This is a genomic window from Mesorhizobium sp. PL10, from assembly GCF_053714315.1.
Genome location: NZ_JBSKBR010000010.1, coordinates 116383 through 140773 on the forward strand (window position 1 = coordinate 116383; position 24391 = coordinate 140773).

Below are 24391 nucleotides of genomic sequence, written 5' to 3' on the forward strand. Positions count from 1 at the left end.
GCCCACCGTAGGCACGACCGCGCATGGCGCCAGATCGAACGGTCCTAGCGCAGCCGCTTCGGCCGCGGATCGGACAATTCGCCGGCCAGCCGCCGGTCGAGATAGTCGGCACATTCCTCGAGCAGCAGGTCGGCGTCATTGGCGAAGAAATGGTTGGCGCCGGGCAAGGTCTTCTGCGTGATGGTGATGCCCTTTTGCGTGTGCAGCTTGTCGACCAGGCCCTGTACGTCCTTGGGCGGCGCCACCTTGTCGGCATCGCCATGGATGATCAGGCCCGATGACGGGCAGGGCGCCAGGAACGAGAAATCATAGGTGTTGGGCTGCGGCGCGATCGAGATGAAGCCTTCGATCTCCGGACGGCGCATCAGAAGCTGCATGCCGATCCACGAGCCGAAGGAATAGCCGGCAACCCAGCAGCTCTTGGAATCCGGATGCAGCGACTGCACCCAGTCCAGCGCCGCCGCCGCATCCGACAATTCGCCGGTGCCGTGGTCGAACTCGCCCTGGCTGCGGCCGATGCCGCGGAAATTGAAGCGCAGCGTGGTGAAGTCGCGCTTCTGGAACATGTAGAAGAGGTCATAGACGATCTTGTTGTTCATCGTGCCGCCGAACTGTGGGTGCGGGTGCAGGACGATGGCGATCGGCGCGCTCTTTTCCTTGGAAGGCTGGTAGCGACCCTCCAGGCGGCCGGCGGGACCGGTGAAAATGACCTCAGGCATGAAATACTCCAAATGGCATACAATGCGCGGCGCCCGGAACTCTCTTCCTCTGGCCCGCTTCCACAGACCTTGACGCAGGGCGAGCGTCTTCTTAGAAGCTAGTTTAGAATTGTTCAAAACTGGATGGCTGGCCGCTATGGCCCGGCCATCCCGCCGCAAGCCGCGTAAATAGGACGTCTTGCCTTGCAATTTCAAGGAAATAACGCGCTATCCCTACGGAATGGGTTTTGACGGGATCGACTGAGTGAAAATGGCCGCCACACGCGCCTATCTCGACTACAATGCCAGCGCGCCGCTCGTCACCGAGGCGCGCGAGGCGATGATTGCCGCGCTCGATCTCGTCGCCAATCCGTCATCGGTGCATGCCGAGGGGCGCGCGGCGCGCCGGCTGATCGATACTGCCCGGCGCGACGTGGCCGCGTTGGTCAACGCGAAGCCTGAACATGTCGTCTTCACCTCCGGCGCGACGGAAGCCGCCTCGACGCTGCTGACGCCGGACTGGCAGATGGGCCGCGGCGCGGTGCGCCTGAGCCGGCTCTACGTCTCGCAAGCCGATCATCCGTGCCTGCTGAATGGCGGCCGCTTCCCGGCAACGCAGGTGACGCGGATTGGCGTCGATGCCAACGGCATCGCCAATCTTTCTCAACTGACGGCCGCTCTCGCCGCGCATGACAAGGCCGATGGCCTGCCGCTGGTGGCCGTCCATGCCGCCAATAACGAGACTGGCGTCATCCAGCCGATTGATCGCATCGCCGCAATCGTCAAGGCGGCGGGCGGGATCCTGGTGGTCGATGCGGTGCAGGCTGCAGGCCGCGTTTCCATCGATATGTCAGCGGGTTACGCCGACTACCTGATTCTGTCCTCGCACAAGATCGGCGGCCCCAAGGGCGTCGGCTCCATCGTTGCGGCAGCCGACCTGATGATGCCGAAGCCGCTGATCAATGGCGGCGGCCAGGAAAAGGGCCATCGCGGCGGCACCGAAAACCTGGCGGCCATTGCCGGCTTTGGGGCCGCTGCGCGACAGGCTTTGGCTGGTCTGAACCATGTCGATACGCTCAAGTACCGCCGTGACGAAGTCGAAACCATCATCAAAATCCTGGTGCCGGACGCAGAAATCTTCGGAACCGGCGCACCAAGGCTTGCCAATACGACATTCTTCGCTATTCCCGGCGTCAAGGCCGAGACGGCGCAGATCGCTTTCGATCTGGCCGGCGTGGCGTTGTCGGCGGGATCGGCCTGTTCGTCGGGCAAGGTCGGTCCGAGCCATGTGCTGAAAGCCATGGGTTATGGCGACAGCCTCGGCGCTTTGCGCGTGTCCATCGGCCACGCAACGGGTGCTGCTGATATCGAGCTGTTTCGTTCGGCGCTGGCAGGGATCGCCCAGCGTCGGGCGGGCAGGGAACAGGCCGCCTGAGGCGGCGAAGAGGAGTTCAGGTCTTTGGGCCTGGTAGAGCCGTGCGTTTGCAAGTGGCCGGATGAATTCCCGGTCGAGACGCACTATATGGAACTTACGCCGCTGGACGCGCCCTGAGGGGCAGCCGTCCGCGATGCCATAGTTTGAAAACTGTCGGGCCTTGACCCCGGCGTGGATGGAGAACGCTTATGCCTGCTGTGCAGGACACGATCGATCGGGTCCGAAAGATCGACGTCGACCAATACAAATACGGATTCCAGACCGAGATCGCCGTCGACAAGGCCCCCAAGGGCCTGAGCGAAGACATTATTCGCTTCATCTCGGCCAAGAAGGATGAACCGTCCTGGATGCTGGAATGGCGTCTGGGAGCCTATCGGCGCTGGCTGACGCTGGAGGAGCCGACCTGGGCGCGCGTCAACTATCCCAAGATCGACTTCCAGGACATCTACTACTATGCGGCGCCCAAGAGCACGCCCGGCCCGACGTCGCTCAGCGACGTCGATCCCGAAATCCTGAAGGTTTATGAGAAACTCGGCATCCCGCTGCGGGAACAGGAAATCCTCGCCGGCGTGCAGAAGACCGACGTGTCGGAATTCGAGGAAGCCAGCGACAATGTCTACAAATCGGGCCGTGTCGCGGTCGACGCGGTGTTCGATTCCGTTTCGGTCGTCACCACCTTCAAGAAGGAGCTGGCGCAGGCCGGCGTCATCTTCTGCTCGATCTCGGAAGCCATCCGCGAGCATCCGGAACTGGTGCAGAAGTATCTTGGCTCGGTCGTGCCGACCTCCGACAATTTCTACGCCACGCTGAATTCGGCTGTCTTCACCGACGGCTCGTTCGTCTTCGTGCCCAAGGGCGTGCGCTGCCCGATGGAGCTTTCGACCTATTTCCGCATGAACGAAAAGAACACCGGCCAGTTCGAGCGCACGCTGATCATCGCCGAGGAGGGGGCTTACGTCTCCTATCTCGAAGGCTGCACGGCGCCGCAGCGCGACGAGAACCAGCTGCATGCCGCCGTGGTCGAACTTGTGGCGCTCGACGACGCCGAGATCAAATATTCGACGGTACAGAACTGGTACCCCGGTGACGCCGAGGGCAAGGGCGGCATCTACAATTTCGTCACCAAGCGCGGCGACTGCCGTGGCGACCGTTCGAAGATTTCGTGGACGCAGGTCGAGACCGGTTCGGCCATCACCTGGAAATATCCGAGCTGCATCCTGCGCGGCGACGATTCCTCGGGCGAGTTCTATTCGATCGCCGTGTCGAACGGTTATCAGCAGGTCGACTCGGGCACCAAGATGATCCACCTCGGCAAGAACACGTCGAGCCGCATCATCTCCAAGGGCATCGCCGCCGGCTTCTCGCAGAACACCTATCGCGGACAGGTCTCGGCGCACCGCAAGGCGACCAACGCGCGCAACTTCACCAATTGCGATAGTCTGCTGATCGGCGACCAGTGCGGCGCGCACACCGTGCCCTACATGGAAGCCAAGAACTCGACGGCGCAGTTCGAACATGAGGCGACGACGTCGAAGATTTCCGAGGACCAGAAGTTCTACGTCATGCAGCGCGGCATCCCCGAGGAAGAGGCGATCGCGCTGATCGTCAACGGCTTCGTCAAGGACGTCATCCAGCAATTGCCGATGGAGTTCGCGGTCGAAGCACAGAAGCTGATCGGCATCAGCCTCGAGGGCTCGGTCGGCTGACCGCACAAGATATATCCAGGAAAGAAAAAATGCTTGAGATCAAGAACCTGCATGCCCGCATCGTCGATGACGGCACCGAGATTATTCGCGGCCTCGACCTGACGGTGAAAGCCGGCGAGGTCGCCGCCATCATGGGCCCGAACGGCTCGGGCAAGTCGACGCTGTCCTATATCCTCGCCGGCCGCGAGGACTATGAGGTCACCGAGGGCGACATCCTCTACAACGGCCAGTCGATCCTCGAAATGGACCCGGCCGAGCGTGCCACCGCGGGCATTTTTCTCGCCTTCCAGTATCCGATGGAGATACCGGGCGTGGCCACCATGGAATTCCTCAAGGTGGCGATGAACGAGCAGCGCAAGGCGCGCGGCGAAGAACCGCTGAAGATCCCGGAATTCCTGAAGCGGGTGAAGGAGGCAGCCGCCTCGCTCAACATGGACATGGCGATGCTGAAGCGGCCGCTCAATGTCGGTTTCTCCGGCGGCGAGAAGAAGCGCGCCGAAATCCTGCAGATGAAGCTCCTGGAGCCGAAGCTATGCGTGCTCGACGAGACCGATTCCGGCCTCGACATCGACGCGCTGAAGATCGTCTCGGACGGCGTCAATGCGCTGCGTTCGCCCGATCGAGCCATCGTCGTCATCACCCATTACCAGCGCCTGCTCGAACACATCGTGCCGGATAGCGTGCACGTGCTCTACAAGGGCCAGGTCATCAAGTCGGGCGACAAGTCGCTGGCGCTCGACCTCGAAGCCAATGGATACGCCGGTGTGATCGGCGAAGCCGCGTGAGATGCCAGAAGGCAGGGCGAAACTGATGAATATGCATACACAACCCCAGCGAACTCCAGCCGAAACGGCGCTGATCGACGCCTTCGGCGAGCGGCTGTCGCTGCTGCCGGGCGACGGCGCGGTGATGCTGAAGCGCGACGACGCCATCGAGGCGATCAAGCACGGCCTGCCGACGCGTCGCATCGAATCCTGGCACTATACGGATCTGCGCCGGCTGCTGACTTTGGTGCCGGACTTCGATCCGACCGCTGCGGTCAAAGCGCTGGCGCCGATTGTCGAAGGCTCCGCCATCCTGGCCGTCCTGAACGGCGTCTCGAACGCGAAGTTTCCCGCGATCGAAGGCGTGACTGTCCATCGCCTGTCGGAAAAGCTGACCGACGGCTCGATTGCGCCCGGCCTCGATCCCTATGGCAGCGATGACGCCATCGGTGCGCTGAACACCGCCTTTGTCGCCGACGGCTATTTCGTCGACATCGCCGATGGCGCAGCACTTGAAAAGCCGATCGAATTGCAGAACCTGCAGGCTGGCGGCCAGCTGCATGTGCGCTTTCCCGTGCGTGTCGGCGCGGGCGCCAAAGCGGCTATCGTCGAGCGTCAGGCCGGCGAGGGCGCGGCACTGGCCAGCTCGGTCAGCCAGCTCGTGCTGGGCGAAGGTGCGGAGGTGACGTGGCTGATCGTGCAGGAACAGCCGGAGACCGCCACGCATCTTGCGCAGTTCAAGGCGCATCTAGGCAAGAATTCGAAGCTGACCGTGTTCTTCATGAATGCCGGCGGCAAGCTTGTGCGCCAGGAGATCGTCGTCAGGACCACTGGCGAAGGCGCCGACTTCAAACTGCGCGGCATCAATCTGCTGGCCGGCGACACCCACACCGACGTCACCATGGTGCTCGACCATGCCGTGCCCCACACCACCTCGACGGAAGTGATCCGCAATGTGGTGACCGGCAAGGCGCGCGGCGTCTTCCAGGGCCGCATCAACGTCCATCAATACGCGCAGAAGACCAACGCCAAGATGGCCTGCAACACGCTGCTTCTGTCCGACGATGGCGAGTTCTCGACGAAGCCGGAGCTGGAAATTTTTGCTGACGACGTCATCTGCGGCCATGGCGCGACCGTCACCGAGATCGATCACAATCACCTGTTCTACCTGATGGCGCGCGGCATCGACGAGAAGAGCGCCCGCGGCCTGCTGGTCAAGGCGTTCGTGGCGGAAGTGATCGAGGAACTGGACGACGAGACGATCGTCGAGGCGCTGGAGACACGGCTCGACGAGTGGTTCGCAGCGCACGGGTAAGCGCCCGACCTTCTCCCTTGTGGGAGAAGGTCGATCGCCAACGTAGCGTCGCGCCGGGTATTGGAAGGATCGCGGCCTTGGCCGCAAAGGACTTCGTAATGGACCAGAAACTCGAAACCACCCCTTACGACGTCGAGGCGATCCGCCGCGACTTCCCGATCCTGTCGCGCGAAGTCTATGGCAAACCGCTCGTCTATCTCGACAATGGCGCCTCGGCGCAGAAGCCGCAGGTGGTGCTCGACACGATCCAGCACGCCTATTCCCAGGAATACGCCAACGTCCACCGTGGCCTGCATTTCCTCTCCAACGCCGCGACCGACGCCTATGAAAAGGCGCGAGAAACGGTGCGCCGTTTCCTCAACGCGCCGAGCACCGACAACATCGTCTTCACCTCGAACACCACCGCCGCCATCAACACCGTCGCCTATGGCTACGGCATGCCTAATATCGGCGAGGGCGACGAGATCGTGCTGTCGATCATGGAACATCACTCCAACATCGTCCCGTGGCATTTCATCCGCGAGCGGCAGGGCGCCAAGCTGGTCTGGGTGCCGGTCGACGATCTCGGCGTCTTCCACATCGAGGAATTCGAAAAGCGGCTGACCAACCGAACCAGGCTGGTCGCCATCACCCAGATGTCGAATGCGCTGGGCACAGTGACGCCGATCAAGGAGATCGTGCGCATCGCGCATGCCCGTGGCATTCCGGTGCTTGTCGACGGCAGCCAGAGCGCTGTCCATATGCCGATCGACGTCCAGGATCTCGACTGCGATTTCTTCGTCTTCACCGGCCACAAGGTCTACGGTCCCTCTGGCATCGGCGTGCTCTACGGCAAGAAGGACATTCTGCAGGGCATGCGCCCCTTCATGGGCGGCGGCGAGATGATCGAGGAGGTGACGGAAGATATCGTGACCTACAACGAGCCGCCGCATCGGTTCGAGGCCGGCACGCCGCCGATCGTGCAGGCGATCGGCCTGGGTGCGGCACTGGAGTACATGGAGAAGGTTGGCCGCGAGCGCATCGCGGCGCACGAAGCCGACCTCAAGACATATGCGCATGAGCGGCTGCGCGCCATCAACTCGCTGCGCATCTTCGGCGACGCGCCGAGCAAGGGCGCCATCATCTCGTTCGAATTGCAGGGTATTCACGCCCATGACGTGTCGATGGTGATAGACAGGCAAGGCGTGGCGGTGCGTGCCGGAACCCATTGCGCCCAGCCGCTGTTGAAACGCTTTGGCGTAACCTCCACATGCAGGGCATCGTTCGGCATGTATAATACCAGGGCCGAAGTCGATGCTTTGGCCGGAGCGCTTGAGAAAGCGCGCAAGTTCTTTGGATGATGACCATGGATGATGCGAGCCACACCACCGAGACCGCCCCGGAAGCGGCCATCAATCCGCTGGTTTCCGCCTCGGCCATTCCCGCCGATGAACTGGCGCGGCTGACCGACGACATCGTCTCGGCGCTGAAGACGGTCTACGACCCGGAAATTCCGGCCGACATCTACGAACTCGGCCTGATCTACAAGATCGACATCGAGGATGACCGCTCGGTCAAGATCGACATGACGCTGACCGCGCCGGGCTGCCCGGTGGCCGGCGAAATGCCAGGCTGGGTGGAGAACGCCGTCGGTGCCGTCGAAGGCGTCTCCGGCGTTGAGGTCAACATGACCTTCGACCCGCCCTGGTCGCCCGACCGCATGTCGGAAGAGGCGCAGGTGGCGGTCGGCTGGTACTAGGCTGACAGGGTTTGGCGCACTTGCGCCAGTGGTAAAACTTCACCATTTTAGGTGAGGAATCATTCGGCGGGCCTTGAACCTGCATTGAATGGAAGAGGAAAAAGAATGGGACGCTTCGCCGTCATCACGATGACCGAAAAGGCCGCCGACCGGGTGCGCGAGATCGTTGCCACGCGCGACAATGCGCATGGCATTCGCTTGGGCATCAAGAAGGGCGGCTGCGCCGGCATGGAGTACACGGTCGACCTGGTGACCGAACCCAACACCAAGGACGACCACATCGAGCGCGACGGCGCCCATGTCTATGTTGCGCCCGAGGCGGCGCTTTTCCTGTTCGGCACCGAGATGGATTTCGAGCAGACGGCGCTGCGCACCGGCTTCACCTTCCACAACCCGAACCAGAGTTCGGCCTGCGGCTGCGGCGAATCGGTCGAGCTCAAGCCCGCTGATCTGAAGAAGCTGGCTGAAGCGCGCGCATTGGCCTAGACGCCTCTTCCTTCGCCCCGTAAACGGGGCGAAGAGCGCTACTTCACCCACATCCCTGTCCGCTTGTGCCAGTCGGCGATCGATTCCTCGGGATAGACGTCGAACGCCTTGTCCTTCCTGCCGATCTCCGGCTCCACCCAGCTCGCTTTGTATTTCAGCATCAGGTGCACCTTTTCCGGCGGTTTCGGCAGCTCGCTGTCGATCGCCGAGGCGAAGGGATGCACCAGATCCGGCCATGTCGGGTCGTAGAGCCAGAGCGCTGAGCCGCATTTCCTACAGAAATTGCGCTCGCCCGACGAAATCTCGCACGTTGGATGCTCGTCATCTTCGATCTCGGCGCGAAAGACGCCGAGGCTGCGCTTGCCCTTGATCTTCAGTGTCTTGTAGTCGGCGCCGAGATTAATGGCGAAACCGCCGCCGCCCTGCTGCTTGCGGCAGATCGAGCAGTAGCACAGCATGAACGGCACCGGCGTGTGGCTTTGCACCTCGAAGTGGACGGCATCGCAGCGGCAGGATCCTTTGAGCAGAAGCGGCATGGCAAAACTCCGATGGATGGCTCTCAACTTGTCAGCATGATCTTGGTTGCGGCAATGACAAGGCAAGATCGCGATGACATGATTGCGGCATGGACAATGAACGCATCGCCGAACTGTTCGAGGGCCTTGGCCCAGTCTCGATCCGCAAACTGTTCGGCGGCAAGGGCATCTATTTCGACGGCGTCATCGTCGCCATCATGCTGCGCGGCGAATTGCTGCTCAAGGCCGACGAACAAAGCGCCCCCGACTTCGAAGCGGCCGGTTGCAAGCAGTGGACCTATACCGGCACGCGCCACGGCAAACTGGTCGCCATGCCTTACTGGAGCATTCCCGACAGCGCGTTTGACGATCCCGACGAGATGATTGTGTGGGCACGCCGGGCTTATGAGGCGGGGCTGCGGGCGGGGAAGTGACGCACAAAATTCGGAACGTTGGAGGGACAGCACCCCCCTCTGTCCTGCCGGACATCTCCCCCGCAAGGGGGGAGATTGGCAGCTTCAGTGCCGGCGCTTCTCCTTCAACGTTGAAGATTGGCGAAAGCGAAAATGACAGCTCGATCTCCCCCCTTGCGGGGGAGATGTCCGGCAGGACAGAGGGGGGTGTGACGGAACGCGGCAGTCGCGCTTAGCCTTGCACCGCCAACGAGGCTTGGCTTCCTTCTCTACAATGCCCTCGCGATCCTCGCCGCCAGCCGCGCATTGTTCTCGACCAGCGCAATGTTGGTCTTGAGGCTCCGGCCGCCGGTCAGTTCGAGGATTTTTCCCAACAGGAACGGCGTCACCGCCTTGCCCGTCACATTCTGCACCTCGGCCGCCCTCTGCGCGGCATCGATATAACCGGCCATCTCGCTGGCCGGGATTTCGTCATCCTGCGGCACCGGGTTGGCGATCAGCATGCCGCCGCCCAGGCCCAGCGCCTGCCGCGTTTTGTAGAAATGCGCGATCTCTTCCGGCTTGTGCAGGGTCAGCGGGGCGCGGAAGCGCGATTGGCGCGACCAGAAGGCGGGCATCGTTTCGCAGCCATGGCCGATCACCGGCACGCCGCGCGTTTCCAGCACTTCCAGCGTCTTTTCGATGTCGAGGATCGCCTTGGCGCCGGCCGAGACGACGATGACCGGCGTGCGCGCCAGCTCATCGAGATCGGCCGAGATGTCGAAGCTCTTTTCCGCACCCTTGTGCACGCCGCCAATGCCGCCGGTGGCGAACACTTTGATCCCGACCATATCGGCTGCGATCATGGTGGCGGCGACCGTGGTGCCGCCGGTGCGTCCCTCAGCAACCGCAAAGCCGAGATCGGCGCGCGACAGCTTCATCGCGTCGCCGGTCATCGCCAGTGACTCGCGCTCGCCGTCGGACAGCCCGATCTTGATGCGCCCGGCGACCACGGCGATCGTCGCCGGCACCGCACCGCCGTCGCTGATGATCTTTTCGACATTGGCGGCCATGGCGCCGTTGTCGGGATAGGGCATTCCATGGGTGATGATGGTGCTTTCCAGGGCCACCACGGGGCGGCCGGCGGCGAGCGCTTCGGCCACCGGCGGGTGGATGTCGATGAAGGGGCGGGCGCTTTGCGGGGTCATGACGGTCTCCGATCCGGATAGCCGCGCGTCCTCTTGGACGTCGCGTTCCGGCGATGGCAATTGGCCGCCCTCATGCCATTTCCCGCGCGTCGGGCACAAGGGCCAGCGCCTCGGCAAAGGTCGCGGTGGTAAAGGCCGGCACGGCATCCGCACTTTCGATGGCGAGCGTTGCCGCGGCCACGCCCTCGCGCAGGGCCTGCCGCAAGGCTAGACCGCGCAGCAGGGCAGCGATGCAAGCACCGGCCAGTGCATCGCCGGCGCCGGTGACGTCGGCAACCTTTCTCGGCGTCGGCGGCAGGATCGAGAAGGCGCCGGCTTCGTCGAAGCCCAGCACCGGGCCATCGCCTGCCGTCACCACGCCACTCCTGAGGCCGCTGCAGCGCAAACCGTCGACGATTTCGCGCTCCGTCGCATTCGCATTGACGCCGGCCAGCACCACGGCCTCGCGCCGGTTCATGAAGACCTGCGCGAGCGCATTCAGCACGGGTATCAGCCGCACCACCTTGGCCGGCGAGATAGCGATGGCATAGACCGGCTTGCCGGCGGCGAGCCCCACCAGCCGCTCAAGTGCCGAGGACGGCAGATTGGCGTCGCACAGCACCGCATCGGCCTCGGCAACCACCTCGCGCACCTTGGAGCGGCGGATCTGTTTGGGGAAGGCCAAATCGTAGAGCGCCATATCGGCAAAGCCGGTGATCAGCTCGCCTTCGCGGTCGATCAGCGCGGTGTAGCTTGGCGTGGTGCGGTCGAGGAACACCGCCGACAGGTCGGCAATGCCGGCCTCAATGATGGCGCGCGACACCGTCTCGGCCGAGGCATCGCCGCCGCGCACCGACAAAAGCGAGGCCGAGACGCCGCGCCGAACGAGGCTGCGCAGCGCGTTGAAGACGCCGCCGCCGACATCTTCGCGCATTGTGCCGGGGTTGGAGGCGGCGGGCACGTAAGGGCCGGACACCTGGCCGCGCCGGTCGATATGGGCGCCGCCGACGGCGAGGATTTTTGCAGATTTCACCATGCCGGCGATATGACCTTTGTTATTCGAGCCGCACAAGCGCTAGGCTGTGCGGCGGAGCTTCGCAGGCAAGCCGGCGATTCGGGCGGAGCCAAACGGCTGGAACGTCTGGCCCAATGCGGGATACATCCGGAAACGAAAGCGTTAGACAAAAAAAGAACAAATCCGGATAAAGATTGTTTTTCAGATATTTGACCCCTCTTGCCAAACGAGAACAAAAAAGGTACAAACTGGGGCAGGGATTACGGATTGTCCGGCCTTCATTGACGACCAAGGGGTGATGTATCATGGCTCAGAATTCTTTGCGGCTTGTAGAGGACAAAGCGGTGGACAAATCAAAGGCTCTGGACGCGGCGCTGTCGCAAATCGAGCGCGCCTTCGGCAAGGGCTCGATCATGCGGCTGGGTGCCAATGAGCAGGTCGTCGAAATCGAAACCGTGCCGACCGGATCGCTTGGCCTCGACATCGCGCTTGGCGTCGGCGGCCTGCCGCGCGGCCGCATCGTCGAGATCTACGGGCCGGAAAGCTCGGGCAAGACGACACTGGCGCTGCACACGGTGGCCGAAGCCCAGAAGAAGGGCGGCATCTGCGCCTTCGTCGATGCCGAGCACGCGCTCGACCCGGTCTATGCCCGCAAGCTCGGCGTCGATCTCGAAAACCTGCTGATCTCGCAGCCCGACACCGGCGAGCAGGCGCTGGAGATCTGCGACACGCTGGTGCGTTCCGGCGCCATCGACGTGCTGGTGGTCGATTCGGTCGCAGCGCTGACGCCGCGCGCTGAAATCGAGGGCGAAATGGGCGATTCGCTGCCCGGCCTGCAGGCGCGTCTGATGAGCCAGGCGCTGCGTAAGCTGACCGCCTCGATCTCGCGCTCCAACACCATGGTCATCTTCATCAACCAGATCCGCATGAAGATCGGCGTCATGTTCGGGTCGCCGGAAACCACGACGGGCGGCAACGCGCTGAAATTCTATGCTTCGGTCCGCCTCGACATCCGGCGCATCGGCTCGGTCAAGGACCGCGACGAGGTCGTCGGCAACCAGACCCGCGTCAAGGTGGTCAAGAACAAGCTGGCGCCGCCCTTCAAAGTGGTCGAGTTCGACATCATGTATGGCGAGGGCGTCTCCAAGACCGGCGAGCTGGTCGATCTCGGCGTCAAGGCCGGCGTGGTCGAGAAGTCAGGCGCGTGGTTCTCCTACAATTCGCAGCGCCTCGGTCAGGGCCGCGAGAACGCCAAACTGTTCCTGCGCGACAATCCTGACACGGCGCGCGAGATCGAACTGGCGCTCAGGCAGAATGCCGGGCTGATCGCCGAGAAATTCCTCGAAAATGGCGGCCCTGAGCGCGGCGAAGACGACGGCTTCGAGGAAGAATCCGGCGCCATGTAGGGCAATGGTCAGAGTTCGGCCATAAATCCAGTCTATTATCTGATGCTTATGTAACCGAGTTCTTAGTTTTGCGTTCCAGACCGCCGGCCTTCGAGCCGGCGGTTTTCGTTTTTGGGCAAGCGTGAAGGCAGCCTGGCAGCTGCCGGATTGGCCCAATTCCGAGTTTCTGGACAGGGTGAAGCCTGCCCGCTAAAAGGCCAAGTCGATCTTCTAAAAGCAGAGACCAGTTTCCGCCGGCCGTGCCGGCGGTTTTCGCGAAAAGGCAGCAGTCATGAGTGGCGTGAACGAGATCCGGTCGACATTCCTCGACTATTTCCGCAAGGAGGGCCACGAGGTCGTGGCCTCGAGCCCGCTGGTGCCGCGCAACGACCCGACGCTGATGTTCACCAATGCCGGCATGGTGCAGTTCAAGAATGTCTTCACCGGTCTCGAGAAGCGGCCCTATTCGCGCGCCACCACCGCGCAGAAGAGCGTGCGCGCCGGCGGCAAGCACAACGACCTCGACAATGTCGGCTACACCGCGCGCCACCTGACCTTCTTCGAGATGCTCGGCAACTTCTCCTTCGGCGACTATTTCAAGGAGCGCGCCATCGAGTTGGCCTGGAACCTGATCACCAAGGAGTTCGGGCTGAACAAGGACAAGCTCCTGGTCACCGTCTATCACACCGATGACGAGGCGGCCGGCTTCTGGAAGAAGATCGCCGGCTTCTCCGATGACCGCATCATCCGCATCCCGACCTCGGACAATTTCTGGGCGATGGGCGACACCGGCCCGTGCGGACCGTGCTCGGAGATATTCATCGACCGCGGCGAGCACATCTGGGGAGGCCCTCCCGGCAGCCCGGAGGAAGATGGCGATCGGTTCCTCGAATTCTGGAACCTGGTGTTCATGCAGTATGAGCAGGTCACCAAGGAAGAGCGCATCGACCTGCCGCGGCCGTCGATCGACACGGGCATGGGCCTGGAGCGTATGGCCTCCATCCTGCAAGGGGTAGAGAGCGTTTTTGAGACCGATCTGTTCCGCCATCTGATCGATGCGGCGTCGTCCGCGCTCGGGCAGGGGCCTGACAAGGAGACGGTGGCGTCCTACCGCGTCATTGCCGATCACCTGCGCTCGTCATCCTTCCTGGTGGCCGATGGCGTGTTGCCGTCGAACGAAGGCCGCGGCTACGTGCTGCGCCGCATCATGCGCCGCGCCATGCGCCATGCTCAGCTGCTGGGCGCCAAGGAGCCGCTGATGTGGAAGCTGGTGACGGCGCTGGTGCGCGAGATGGGCCAGGCCTATCCCGAACTGCTGCGCGGCGAACAGCTGATCACCGAGACGCTGAAGCTCGAGGAGACGCGCTTCCGCAAGACGCTGGTGCGCGGCCTCGGTTTGCTCTCCGAGGCGACCGAGACGCTGCATGCCGGCGACATGCTGGATGGCGAGACCGCCTTCAAGCTCTACGACACTTACGGCTTCCCGCTCGATTTGACGCAGGACGCGCTGCGCCAGCGCAGCATCTCGGTCGATCTTGCCGGCTTCACCCATGCGATGGAGCAGCAGAAGGCCGAGGCGCGCAAGCATTGGACCGGGTCCGGCGAGGCCGCCACCGAAACGGTGTGGTTTTCCGTGCGCGAACAGACCGGCGCCACCGAATTTCTCGGCTACGAAACTGAAGCTGCGGAAGGCCTCATCCAGGCGCTGGTCAAGGACGGCAAGACTGTCGACAGCGCCGGCAAGGGCGATGCAGTGGCGGTCGTCGTCAACCAGACGCCGTTCTATGGCGAGTCCGGCGGCCAGATGGGCGACACCGGCGTGATCTCAGGCGAAGGTTTTTCGATCGAAATCTCCGACACGCAGAAGAAGGCCGACGGGCTGTTCGTGCATCTGGGCAAGGTGGCGAGCGGCTCGGTCAAGACCGGTGCTTCTGTCGAACTGAAGGTCGACCATGCACGCCGCACCAGGTTGCGCGCCAACCATTCGGCGACGCATCTCATCCATGAGGCGCTGCGCGAGGTGCTGGGCACGCATGTCGCGCAGAAGGGCTCGCTGGTGGCGCCTGAGCGGCTGCGCTTCGACATCTCGCACAATAAGCCGATCTCGGCCGAAGACCTCGACGAGGTCGAGCGCATGGCCAACGAAATCGTCGTCCAGAACAGCCCGGTGACGACGCGGCTGATGTCGGTCGACGATGCCATCGCCGAGGGCGCCATGGCGCTGTTCGGCGAAAAATACGGCGACGAGGTGCGCGTCGTGTCGATGGGCACCGGCGTGCACGGCGCCAAGGCCAATCGGCCCTATTCTGTCGAGCTCTGCGGCGGCACGCATGTCCGCGCGACCGGCGATATCGGTCTTATCCGCGTCGTCTCCGACAGCGCGGTCGCCGCCGGCGTGCGCCGCATCGAGGCGCTGACCGGCGAAGCAGCCAGAAAGTATCTCGACGAGCAGGACAGACGCCTGAAGGCGACGGCGGCAGTGCTGAAGATTTCGCCTGCCGACGTGCCGGGGCGTGTCGAGACGCTGCTCGAGGAGCGCAAGAAGCTCGAGAAGGAGCTGAGCGAAGCGCGCAAGAAACTGGCGCTGGGCGGCGGGTCGCCTGCCGATGCTCCGGCTGCCAACGAAACCGTCGCCGGCGTCGGCTTCCTCGGCAAGGCGGTCTCCGGCGTATCGCCGAAGGATCTGAAGCCGCTGGCCGATGCCGGCAAGACCTCGCTCGGCTCCGGCGTGGTCGTGTTCGTTGGCGCGGGCGAAGACAACAAGGCAAGTGTCGTGGTCGCTGTCACCGACGACCTCGTTAGCCGCTTCAGCGCGGTCGATCTGGTGCGCGTGGCTTCGGCAGCGCTCGGCGGGCAGGGCGGCGGCGGCCGGCCCGACATGGCGCAAGCCGGCGGCCCGGATGCCTCGAAGGCGAATGATGCCATCGCCGCGGTCAAGGCAGCGCTGGAGGCAGCCTGAAAGCCACCCCATGCCCGATAGTCCCCGCAAGAAGGTGCTCGTCCTCGGCGGCTACGGACTGATCGGCGAAGCCGTCGTCGGCCGCTTGGCTCGCGACGGGCATGATGTGACCGGCCTCGGCCGCGATATCAGCGAGGCCGCGCGACGCTGGCCAGCCGTGCGCTGGGTCGCGGCCGACATGGCGCGGCTGCTTGCCGCTGAAGACTGGCTGCCGCTGGTTGCCGGCATGGATGCGGTGGTCAATGCGGCGGGCGCCCTGCAGGACGGCCCGCGCGACCGCCTCGACGCCATCCACCGAGGCGCGGTCGTGGCGCTTGTCGCGGCCTGCGAACAGGCCGGTATCGGGCATTTCATACAGATCTCGGCAATCGGCGCCGATCTCGCCTCGCCGGATGTTTTCTTCAGCACCAAGGCGCAAGGCGACAAGGCCGTCGCAGGTTCTTCGCTGGAGTGGACAATCCTGCGCCCGGGGCTGGTGATCGCGCCCGCCGCCTATGGTGGGACAGCACTTGTGCGCGCTCTTGCCGCCTTTCCCGGTTTTGTCCCTGCCGTCATGGCGCGCCAGCCGATCCAGACCGTGGCAGTCACCGATGTTGCCGAGGCCGTGTCGCGCGCGGTTGCCGGATCGCTGCCGCCGCGTCTGTCCGTCGATCTCGTCGAAGCCGAGGCTCGCTCGCTGGCCGACGTGCTGGTTACCTTCCGCGCATGGCTCGGCCTGGCGCCGGCCCGCCTGGTGCCGATGCCGGCCTTTCTCGGCCGGCTCGCGGCTGTTGTTGCCGACGGCCTCGGCCTGCTCGGCTGGCGATCGCCTTTGCGCAGCGCGGCCCTGGCCGCGCTGGCGCGCGGCGTGACCGGCAACGCCAGGTCGTGGAGCGAGATTTCCGATCATCCGCTGCATCCGCTGGAGTCAACGCTGGCCGCCATGCCCGCCCATGTTCAGGAGCGCTGGTTCGCGCGGCTCTGGCTGCTGAAACCGGTCGTATTCGGCTGCCTCTCGCTGTTCTGGCTGGTCTCCGGCATTGTCGGGTTTGCCAGGCAGGATGCTGCTGCCGGCATTCTTGTCTCGCATGGCCTGTCGCCCACGCTGGCGCTCGGAATGGTTCTTGCCGGAAGTGTTGCCGACATCATTGTCGGCGCCGCTGTTCTCGTGCGGTCCTTGGCGCGCCTTGCGTTGCTGGGGATGATCGCCATCACCTTGGCCTATCTCAGCGCAGCAACCGCGCTTGCGCCCGATTTGTGGCTCGATCCGCTGGGAGCTATCATCAAGGCGGTACCCGCGCTTTGCCTTGCCCTGGTGGCGTTGGCCATCTTGGACGAGCGATGAACCTCTGGGCCGACCTCCTGCGCTGGGCGCATATCATCGGCGCCACGGTCCTGTTCGGCACCGGCGCCGGCATCGCCTTCTTCATGCTGATGGCGCAGCGCACCGGCCGTGCCGAACTCGTTGCCCATGTCGCCGGCACCGTCGTCTTCGCCGACACCATTTTCACCGCGACCGCCGTCATCGTGCAGCCCATCACCGGCGTGCTGCTGGCGCAGGCGGTGGGCTGGCCGCTTTCCGAAGGCTGGATCGTGCTGTCCCTGCTGCTCTATGTCATGACCGGCCTGTTCTGGCTACCGGTGGTCTGGGTTCAGATCCGCATCCGCAACCTGGCGCGGCAGGCGGTCATCGACAACACACCGCTGCCCCTTGAGGAAAAGCGCCTGTTTCGCATCTGGTTTGCGTGCGGCGTCCCGGCATTCGCCGCCGTTCTTGCCATTCTGTGGCTGATGTCGACAAAGCCCGAGATAGGCTTCTAGCCCATCGACTTTGCGGCACCGCTCAATCGGCCTTTTCAGTCATGGCAAAGGCTTTTCTGGCAGCAATTCGGTCCCACCAGGCGTGGATATCAGCAAATTCAGCGAGCAGATTCTGCCCTTCGGGAACGTTGAGGAAATAGGCGATGATGGATGCCGCATGCAGATCGGCCAACGTCAGCTGGTCGCCGAGCAGCCACGGCCCCGGCGCTTTGAGGGAGGCAAGCACCCTGAGCACTGTTTCGGCCTGGCGCAGTCCGTCGGCGATGAGCGCCTCGTCGGGCGCTTCCTTCTCCAGCCGCTCGACGGCAACATCCCAGACCATCGACCTATAGGCATAAGCGTCGAGCATGCCGATGATCTGGTTCATTCGCGCGCGGCCGCGCGGGTCCTTCGGCTGCAGCGCCGGGCCGTCGAACGCCTCGTCGACATAGCGGGCGATTGCACTGGTTTCGAACAGGCGAAAACCGTCATGCTCGAAGGCCGGGATGCGGCCAAACGGGTGATGTTCCAGATACCAGGCTGGACTACCATCTGCAGCGAAGATATCGACCGGCACAAGCTCGTAGTCGGTACCCTTTTCCGCCAGCGCCAGGCGGACGATGCGGACATAGACGCTGTAGTCGGCGCCGTAGAGGATCGGCCTGGTCATTGATCAGCCCCTCGTTTCTGCCCAAAAAGAAGGCTCCTTTCGGAGCCTTCGTTATCGGCTTATGCCATCGCCTTCTGCAGGTTCTCGTCGATCTTGTCGAGGAAACCGGTGGTCGACAGCCAGGGCTGGTCGGGGCCGATCAGGAGCGACAGGTCCTTGGTCATGAAGCCGCTCTCGACGGTCTGGATGCAGACCTTCTCCAGCGTGTCGGCAAAGCGCTTCAGCTCGGCATTGTCGTCGAGCTTGGCGCGGTGGGCGAGGCCACGCGTCCAGGCGAAGATAGAGGCGATCGAATTGGTCGAGGTTTCCTCGCCCTTCTGGTGCTGGCGATAGTGGCGGGTGACGGTACCGTGCGCGGCTTCCGCTTCCACGGTCTTGCCGTCCGGCGTCATCAGCACCGAGGTCATCAGGCCGAGCGAACCAAAACCTTGCGCCACCGTGTCGGACTGGACGTCGCCGTCATAGTTCTTGCAGGCCCAGACATAGCCGCCCGACCATTTCAGAGCGGAGGCCACCATGTCGTCGATCAGCCGGTGCTCGTACCACAGCTTCTTCGACTTGAACTCTGCCTCGAACTCCTGCTCGTAGACCTCCTGGAAAATATCCTTGAAGCGGCCGTCATAGGCTTTGAGAATGGTGTTCTTCGTCGAGAGATAGACCGGATAGTTGCGCAGCAGGCCGTAATTCAGCGAGGCACGCGCGAATTCGCGGATCGACTCGTCGAGATTGTACATGGCCATGGCGACGCCGGCTCCGGGCGCGTCGTACACCTCGTGCTCGATCACCTTGCCGTCCTCGCCGACGAACTTGATGGTCAGCTTGCCCTTGCCGGGGAAGCGGAAATCGGTGGCGCGGTACTGATCGCCGAAGGCGTGGCGGCCGACGATGATCGGCTTGGTCCAGCCCGGCACCAGCCGCGGCACGTTCTTCATGATGATCGGTTCGCGGAAGATGGTGCCGCCCAAAATGTTGCGGATGGTGCCGTTCGGCGACTTCCACATCTTCTTCAGCTTGAATTCCTCGACGCGCTGTTCGTCGGGGGTGATGGTCGCGCACTTCACGCCGACACCCCATTTCTTGATGGCGTTGGCCGAATCGACGGTCACCTGGTCGTTGGTGGCGTCGCGGTGCTCGACGCCGAGATCGTAATATTCGAGCTTGAGGTCGAGATAAGGGTGGATCAGCTTGTCCTTGATGAACTGCCAGATGATGCGGGTCATCTCGTCGCCGTCGAGTTCGACGACCGGGTTCGCCACCTTGATCTTCGCCATGGAAAGAATGCCTCGCTTTTGGGGAACGGAACGGCCTTGCCCGCATGGCTTTTGGCCGAGGATGCGGAGCGTATATCAAAGCCTATTTGGCCGCGCAAACGCCGATCCACGTCGAAAGATGAGGTCGCGTGGGGGACCCGCTGTTTTGCAAACGCTTCATTTTGGCGGGCGGATGTGGCAGGGAACGCTGAAAATGCCGCAAACAGCAGTTCATTGAGATCATGTCCGCCCCGAAGCCGCCTGAAAACACCCCCACCGCTGGCCCAGCGATCATTCTGGTCGAGCCGCAACTCGGCGAGAATATCGGCATGGTCGCGCGCGCCATGGCCAATTTCGGCCTGTCCGAGTTGCGTCTCGTCAATCCGCGTGACGGCTGGCCGAGCGAGAAGGCGCGCGCCGCAGCCAGCCGCGCCGACCATGTCATAGATGCCGTCACTGTGTTCGGCGACCTGGCGTCCGCGGTCGCCGATCTCAATTTCGTCTTCGCCACCACGGCGCGCGAGCGCGACGGCTTCAAAGCCGTGCGCGGTCCGGTCGAGGCGGGCAGGGCGCTCAGGGCGCGCCAGATAGAAGGCCAGCGCACCGGGATCCTGTTCGGGCGCGAGCGCTTCGGCCTCTACAATGACGAGGTTGGACTGGCCGACGAGATCGTCACCTTTCCGGTCGACCCCGGCTTCTCGTCGCTCAACATCGCCCAGGCCGTGCTTTTGATGTCCTATGAATGGATGAAGTCGGGCCTCGAGGAGGAGACGGCGACCAATTTCTCCAGTCCCGAAATGAAGCCGGCAAGCAAGGAAGAGCTGCACGGCCTGTTTGCCTATCTCGAAGGCGCGCTCGAAGCGCGCGGCTATTTCCGCCCGGCGCCGAAGAAACCGAAGATGGTCGACAATCTGCGCGCCGTCTTGACCCGCGCCGGTTTCGCCGAGCCGGAACTCAAGGTGCTGCGCGGCATCATCTCGTCGCTGGACCGGTTTTCGCCGGCCATGCCGCGCGGCGACGGCTCGCCGGGAGACGATCCGAGACGGCTTCCGGCCGCCGCGCGAAAACGCCTGGCAGACAAAGAAGATTAGCAATCACTAAGCTTCGAACGGCTGAAGTAACCGAATTTTATTTGCTTCTCATCCATTGTTGTCAAAACGGCGGAGTGGCAAATGTTCACGTCCAATATCGGCCGCATGCGCTTCTTCTTCTATTCCCTCGGCCTAGCCTTCCTCGAGGCCATGTTGGCTCTGGTATGCATTGTGGGGACGATGGGTCTCGAAGGCTTCATCAACTCCGCGCCTGGTCCGTCGCGGCAAGGGATGGCCGGCGCGGTCCTCGTCGTTTCGCTCCTGGCTGTGGTCATGCGCGGCAACTTTGCCTGGCGGCGCAGCCGCGACGCCAATGGCAAGGCCTGGATTCTGTGGTCCTACATCGTGTTCTGCGCCATCTACGCTTTTCTGCAGGCAGGCACATTGCTGGTCATGGATTTCAACAACCCGGAAAACACGTCCAGCGGTCTCAACCTGCTTGCGCTGTCGATCTTTGGCCTTTGGTGCACGATCCTGGTGGCAAAGCCGGTGGCGGGCAGCAATATCGATGAGCTGACATCGGTTTTCGATTTCGAGGGCGCTGTTCCGTCGGCTAGCAGCCGGATGGCCACCAGCGCTGCGCCATCCACTGCGCGCGCCGCCGCACCTGCCACACGCTCGGTGCCATCTGTCCAACCGATGGGCCGGCCTAAGCCCGCGGGGTTCGGCAAGCGCGGGCTGTAGAGCAATCGCGAAAAGCGATCTTCGCGGGCGCTGCGCAAAACTTGACCGAATTCGCCACTTCAAGACCATGATCGTTGCGGATAGAACGGCATCGGCCACATCACCGGCCAGCCCCTTCTGATCTCCAGCCTCTTTCCATGGTCCGACATCAATGAGCGATCGATCAAGCCACCGCCCGATCCTGATGTTCGATTCCGGCGTTGGTGGGTTGACCGTGCTGCGTGAAGCGCGCGTGCTGATGCCCGATCGGCGCTTCATCTATGTCGCCGACGATGCGGCTTTCCCCTACGGCGCCTGGGGAGAGCCGGCCCTGCAGACCCATATACTCGATCTCTTCGCAAAGCTGCTGGACCGGTTTTCACCAGCCATTTCGGTCATCGCGTGCAACACCGCCTCGACGCTGGTGATCGATGCGCTGCGCGACAGGTTTCCTGGCCATCCCTTTGTCGGCACCGTCCCGGCGATCAAGCCGGCGGCCGAGCGCACCCGCTCCGGGCTGGTTTCGGTGCTGGCGACGCCGGGCACGGTGAAGCGGCAATATACGCGCGACCTGATCGGCAAATGGGCGCAGAAATGCCATGTCCGCCTGGTCGGCAGCAACAATCTGGCCGGATTGGCCGAAGCCTATATGCGCGAGGGCTTTGTCGACGAGGAGGCGGTGCGCGCCGAGATCGCACCGTGCTTCGTTCAACATAACGATTTGCGCACCGATATCGTCGTGCTCGCCTGCACGCACTATCCGTTCCTGGCCAACCGCATGCGCAAGACCGCACCCTGGCCGGTGGATTGGCTCGATCCCGCCGAAGCGATTGCGCGGCGTGCGATGTCGCTGCTTCCGGCAGTCGACGGGCCTTTGCCGCAGAGCGAGCCCGACATCGCTGTCTTTACCTCAGGAAACGCCGATTTCGCCATCAGCCGGCTGATGCAGGGCTTTGGATTGAGCACGCGCTAGAGCGGTTCAGCGTTTCACGGAATCGCTGACCCGCTCAAGCTCTTTGTTCTTACGCAATTCCGGACGGAAAACCGCTACACACTTTTCCTGGAATTGCTCTAGGCCGGTTCGAAGACAATACGGCGTTGCTCCGGATCGGCCGAAACCAGCCTTAGCGTCAGGCCATCGCCTTGTCCGGACCCGGAGGCTTTTACATTCGCAACAACAGGCATGTCCGAGAGCTGAACGCGCATACGCTGGTCGGCGACGTCGGTGACGACGGCCTTGAACATTTCACCCTCGCGTCCCTTCAGCATGACTGCCTCTGCAAGGTCGATGGCCGCGTGGTTGATCTGTGAGGCGCGGGCATCCGCGCGCCCCATAACCCTAGGCAGTCTGGCGAACGCATCGGTAACGGCCTGCGGCACCGGCTGCCCGTTGGCGATTGCCAGCGCGCAGCGCACGACATAGCGGTCTGCCAGCCGTCTCAGCGGCGCGGTGGCATGGGCATAGGTCGCGGCCATCGCCTCGTGCCACGGAACAACGCCTTCCTCATAGGGTTGGTAGGACGCACCGGAACCGGCACGGCGGATTTCCAGCATCAGCGCTGCCTGTTGCCTGTTGCTGGGATCGAGGGTTCGCTGATAGTCGCGCAGGCTGGTCGACGCCGGCCATGACAGGCCGAGAGCCTGTGCAGCGTTGCGCAGTCTTTGCACCTTGGAAGCATCCGGCGGCGCCATCACCCGGAACAGCCCGGTCCGGTGGGCCAGCATGGCGTCGGCAATCGCCATGTTGGCGGCCAGCGAAAGCGCGGCGTTGTCCTGCTCGGATTGCAGCAGCGGTCTGAACGCAAGCTGGAATGTGCCATCGGCAAGCTGTTCCACCTCCTGCTCGGGCGGGTCGACGCGGGAAGCGCCACGACGCTCTTCGTTTGCTGCCATGCGCCGCGCAATTTCGGCGAAGCCTGTGGGAACGTCTGACGCTCGCACGCTGTCATAGGCGAGCTTGGCGCGACTCTGAATGATTGCGCGCTCCGCGCCATCCAGTCTTACCGCGCCGTCCGCAGCGATCCGGACCGTGAAGACAACAGCCGGACGCGGTCCGCTGGGCAACAAACTCGCGGCACCCTCGGCAATCACCCGGGGATAGAGCCCGGCCTTGCCGTCCGGCAAATACAGGGTCTCGCCCCGCGCCCAGGCTTCGAGGTCGACCGCGTCGCCGTCCTCGACGAACCAGGCCACGTCGGCAATGGCATAGTGCAACAGAAGGTCGCTGCCGCTCGCCTCGATCGAAAACGCCTGATCAAGGTCGGTGGAAGTCGCCGGATCGAGTGTCACGAAAGGCATCGCCGTCCGGTCGGCATGCTGGTTGGGCACGCGCTTGGCCGCCGTCTGCGCTAGGGCCATTACATCAGGCGGAAATTCCTCCGGCACATGGAACTCGGTACGGATTTTTGCGAGGCCGGTAGCGAGTGCTTGCGAAGGATCGGTCAACGATTTCATCGCGCCGTCCTACACTGGCGTTCTGGACACGGGAAGGCCGATTTGCTGGCAGGCGAGCCGGCCTTGGGGAGACACGAAGCGCGGAGAGAGTTGACCGCCAGCGCTGGAACCCTCGCCGGAGCGCAACGTTTCTTGTTCTGGCAGCAAAGGAGGAACCGACATGCCTGCAAAATCACAAGCGCAACAAAAGGCCGCCGGCGCCGCGCTTTCGGCCAAACGCGGCGAAACCAGGAAAAGCGAACTTATAGGCGCCGCACGAGAAATGTATGAATCGATGAGCGAAAAGCAGCTTGAGGAATTCGCCGAGACCAAGCGCAAGGGCCTGCCCCAGAAGAAGCCGGCGGATTGAGTCCGGAACCAATCCAAAACAAAAGCCCGCGGCCGAGACCGCGGGCTCTTCACTTCAGGCCGAAGCCGAAATTACCAGCGCCACCAGCAGCGCTTCACCTTGTAGCGGATGACCTTCTTGTGGCCGTGCCGCCAGATGACCTTCTTCTTCACCACGATGCGGCAGACCTGATGGTGTTTGTGGCCGTGCCAATGCCTGGCCATCGCCGGCTCCGGGACGGCAATCGACATCGATCCTGCCAGGACGGCTGCACTTACCAACGAAAGGAAGAATTTTTTCATACGACTTCTGGCTCCTTTAGCTCCAGTCCCTTCCTAATGCCGTCGGTAACGACCCCGCCACATCCGGCACCGCACTTAACGTCAGAAATGCTATACAGTTGCCGCAACCGCTGCCAGCGGCGAGCTTGACACCGGTTAAATCTCCGTTTAACGAGCCCACCAACACCGGGCCGCAATGCCCGGTTGTTTCTTTTGCATGGCAAGCCCCGGGAAATCAGGTTTATCGTTTCCTTGGTCTTGTTTTGAAATGACGTGTCCC

General features: G+C 63.0%; 24 protein-coding genes. 16 read left to right on the plus strand and 8 right to left on the minus strand.

What is annotated here, in order from left to right:
* Positions 1–44 precede the first annotated feature (44 nt).
* Positions 45–719 (minus strand): alpha/beta hydrolase, encoded by a 675-nt coding sequence (locus ACWGTO_RS17900; RefSeq protein WP_023669128.1) that lies wholly within the window; start codon positions 717–719, stop codon positions 45–47.
* A gap of 250 nt (positions 720–969) precedes the next feature.
* On the opposite strand from ACWGTO_RS17900, the gene ACWGTO_RS17905 reads away from it, so the two are divergent.
* The 7 genes from ACWGTO_RS17905 to sufA all read left to right on the plus strand — a co-directional run bounded on the left by ACWGTO_RS17905 (position 970) and on the right by sufA (position 8142).
* Positions 970–2133 (plus strand): cysteine desulfurase family protein, encoded by a 1164-nt coding sequence (locus tag ACWGTO_RS17905; RefSeq protein ID WP_454576136.1) that lies wholly within the window; start codon positions 970–972, stop codon positions 2131–2133.
* A 188-nt stretch (positions 2134–2321) separates the two neighbouring features.
* Complete coding sequence (gene sufB / locus ACWGTO_RS17910; protein ID WP_454576137.1) at positions 2322–3839, plus strand: Fe-S cluster assembly protein SufB; 1518 nt, start codon at positions 2322–2324, stop codon at positions 3837–3839.
* Between the two features lie 29 nt (positions 3840–3868).
* Positions 3869–4624: a Fe-S cluster assembly ATPase SufC gene (gene sufC, locus ACWGTO_RS17915; protein WP_454576138.1), complete on the plus strand. Its 756-nt coding sequence runs from the start codon at positions 3869–3871 to the stop codon at positions 4622–4624.
* Between the two features lie 25 nt (positions 4625–4649).
* The gene (gene sufD, locus ACWGTO_RS17920) at positions 4650–5918 is read left to right on the plus strand and encodes a Fe-S cluster assembly protein SufD (protein WP_454576139.1); all 1269 of its coding nucleotides are present in this window, start codon (positions 4650–4652) and stop codon (positions 5916–5918) included.
* A 98-nt stretch (positions 5919–6016) separates the two neighbouring features.
* A complete protein-coding gene (locus tag ACWGTO_RS17925) occupies positions 6017–7258 on the plus strand; it encodes a cysteine desulfurase (RefSeq protein ID WP_454576140.1) in 1242 nt (413 codons plus the stop codon).
* Positions 7259–7263: 5 nt separating this feature from the next.
* Positions 7264–7656: an SUF system Fe-S cluster assembly protein gene (locus tag ACWGTO_RS17930; RefSeq protein ID WP_256750870.1), complete on the plus strand. Its 393-nt coding sequence runs from the start codon at positions 7264–7266 to the stop codon at positions 7654–7656.
* Between the two features lie 105 nt (positions 7657–7761).
* Positions 7762–8142, plus strand: a complete 381-nt coding sequence (gene sufA, locus ACWGTO_RS17935) for a Fe-S cluster assembly scaffold SufA (RefSeq protein WP_454576141.1) — start codon at positions 7762–7764, stop codon at positions 8140–8142.
* A 38-nt stretch (positions 8143–8180) separates the two neighbouring features.
* Here the strand turns inward: sufA and ACWGTO_RS17940 are convergent, their stop codons facing one another.
* A complete protein-coding gene (locus tag ACWGTO_RS17940) occupies positions 8181–8678 on the minus strand; it encodes a GFA family protein (protein ID WP_454576142.1) in 498 nt (165 codons plus the stop codon).
* Positions 8679–8767: 89 nt separating this feature from the next.
* Between ACWGTO_RS17940 and ACWGTO_RS17945 the strand changes: the two genes are divergently transcribed.
* Positions 8768–9091, plus strand: a complete 324-nt coding sequence (locus ACWGTO_RS17945) for a TfoX/Sxy family protein (protein ID WP_454576143.1) — start codon at positions 8768–8770, stop codon at positions 9089–9091.
* Between the two features lie 248 nt (positions 9092–9339).
* Here ACWGTO_RS17945 and ACWGTO_RS17950 read toward each other — a convergent pair whose 3' ends face one another.
* Together ACWGTO_RS17950 and ACWGTO_RS17955 are read right to left on the minus strand one after the other, a co-directional pair.
* Entirely contained in the window at positions 9340–10257 is a 918-nt protein-coding gene (locus tag ACWGTO_RS17950; RefSeq protein ID WP_454576144.1) for a pseudouridine-5'-phosphate glycosidase, read from the minus strand.
* 70 nt (positions 10258–10327) lie between these two features.
* Entirely contained in the window at positions 10328–11272 is a 945-nt protein-coding gene (locus ACWGTO_RS17955) for a carbohydrate kinase family protein (protein WP_454576145.1), read from the minus strand.
* Positions 11273–11556: 284 nt separating this feature from the next.
* On the opposite strand from ACWGTO_RS17955, the gene recA reads away from it, so the two are divergent.
* The 4 genes from recA (at position 11557) to ACWGTO_RS17975 (ending at position 17395) form a co-directional block, all read left to right on the plus strand.
* On the plus strand, positions 11557–12657 hold the full coding sequence (gene recA, locus ACWGTO_RS17960) for a recombinase RecA (protein WP_112561417.1): 1101 nt from the start codon (positions 11557–11559) through the stop codon (positions 12655–12657).
* A 271-nt stretch (positions 12658–12928) separates the two neighbouring features.
* Positions 12929–15595, plus strand: a complete 2667-nt coding sequence (gene alaS, locus ACWGTO_RS17965) for an alanine--tRNA ligase (RefSeq protein WP_454576146.1) — start codon at positions 12929–12931, stop codon at positions 15593–15595.
* 10 nt (positions 15596–15605) lie between these two features.
* Positions 15606–16919 (plus strand): SDR family oxidoreductase, encoded by a 1314-nt coding sequence (locus tag ACWGTO_RS17970; RefSeq protein ID WP_454576147.1) that lies wholly within the window; start codon positions 15606–15608, stop codon positions 16917–16919.
* Positions 16916–17395 (plus strand): DUF2269 family protein, encoded by a 480-nt coding sequence (locus ACWGTO_RS17975; protein ID WP_454576148.1) that lies wholly within the window; start codon positions 16916–16918, stop codon positions 17393–17395. The genes ACWGTO_RS17970 and ACWGTO_RS17975 overlap by 4 nt, the downstream gene beginning before the upstream one ends.
* A gap of 22 nt (positions 17396–17417) precedes the next feature.
* Here the strand turns inward: ACWGTO_RS17975 and ACWGTO_RS17980 are convergent, their stop codons facing one another.
* Entirely contained in the window at positions 17418–18044 is a 627-nt protein-coding gene (locus tag ACWGTO_RS17980; protein ID WP_454576149.1) for a glutathione S-transferase family protein, read from the minus strand.
* A 59-nt stretch (positions 18045–18103) separates the two neighbouring features.
* Positions 18104–19315, minus strand: coding sequence for an NADP-dependent isocitrate dehydrogenase (locus ACWGTO_RS17985; protein WP_454576150.1), 1212 nt, complete (start codon positions 19313–19315; stop codon positions 18104–18106).
* Between the two features lie 221 nt (positions 19316–19536).
* On the opposite strand from ACWGTO_RS17985, the gene ACWGTO_RS17990 reads away from it, so the two are divergent.
* The 3 genes from ACWGTO_RS17990 (at position 19537) to murI (ending at position 22021) form a co-directional block, all read left to right on the plus strand.
* Positions 19537–20385 carry an RNA methyltransferase gene (locus ACWGTO_RS17990; protein ID WP_454576151.1) on the plus strand — a complete coding sequence of 283 codons (849 nt, stop codon included), beginning with the start codon at positions 19537–19539 and terminating at the stop codon, positions 20383–20385.
* An 81-nt stretch (positions 20386–20466) separates the two neighbouring features.
* Complete coding sequence (locus tag ACWGTO_RS17995; protein WP_454576152.1) at positions 20467–21069, plus strand: hypothetical protein; 603 nt, start codon at positions 20467–20469, stop codon at positions 21067–21069.
* Positions 21070–21220: 151 nt separating this feature from the next.
* Positions 21221–22021, plus strand: a complete 801-nt coding sequence (murI, locus tag ACWGTO_RS18000; RefSeq protein WP_454576153.1) for a glutamate racemase — start codon at positions 21221–21223, stop codon at positions 22019–22021.
* 98 nt (positions 22022–22119) lie between these two features.
* Here the strand turns inward: murI and ACWGTO_RS18005 are convergent, their stop codons facing one another.
* Positions 22120–23502, minus strand: a complete 1383-nt coding sequence (locus tag ACWGTO_RS18005) for an RNB domain-containing ribonuclease (RefSeq protein WP_454576154.1) — start codon at positions 23500–23502, stop codon at positions 22120–22122.
* Positions 23503–23662: 160 nt separating this feature from the next.
* Here ACWGTO_RS18005 and ACWGTO_RS18010 point away from each other — a divergent pair, with 160 nt between their 5' ends.
* A complete protein-coding gene (locus ACWGTO_RS18010; RefSeq protein WP_454576155.1) occupies positions 23663–23851 on the plus strand; it encodes a DUF3008 family protein in 189 nt (62 codons plus the stop codon).
* A 71-nt stretch (positions 23852–23922) separates the two neighbouring features.
* Here ACWGTO_RS18010 and ACWGTO_RS18015 read toward each other — a convergent pair whose 3' ends face one another.
* Positions 23923–24132, minus strand: coding sequence for a hypothetical protein (locus tag ACWGTO_RS18015; protein ID WP_454576156.1), 210 nt, complete (start codon positions 24130–24132; stop codon positions 23923–23925).
* Between the last annotated feature and the right edge of the window lie 259 nt (positions 24133–24391).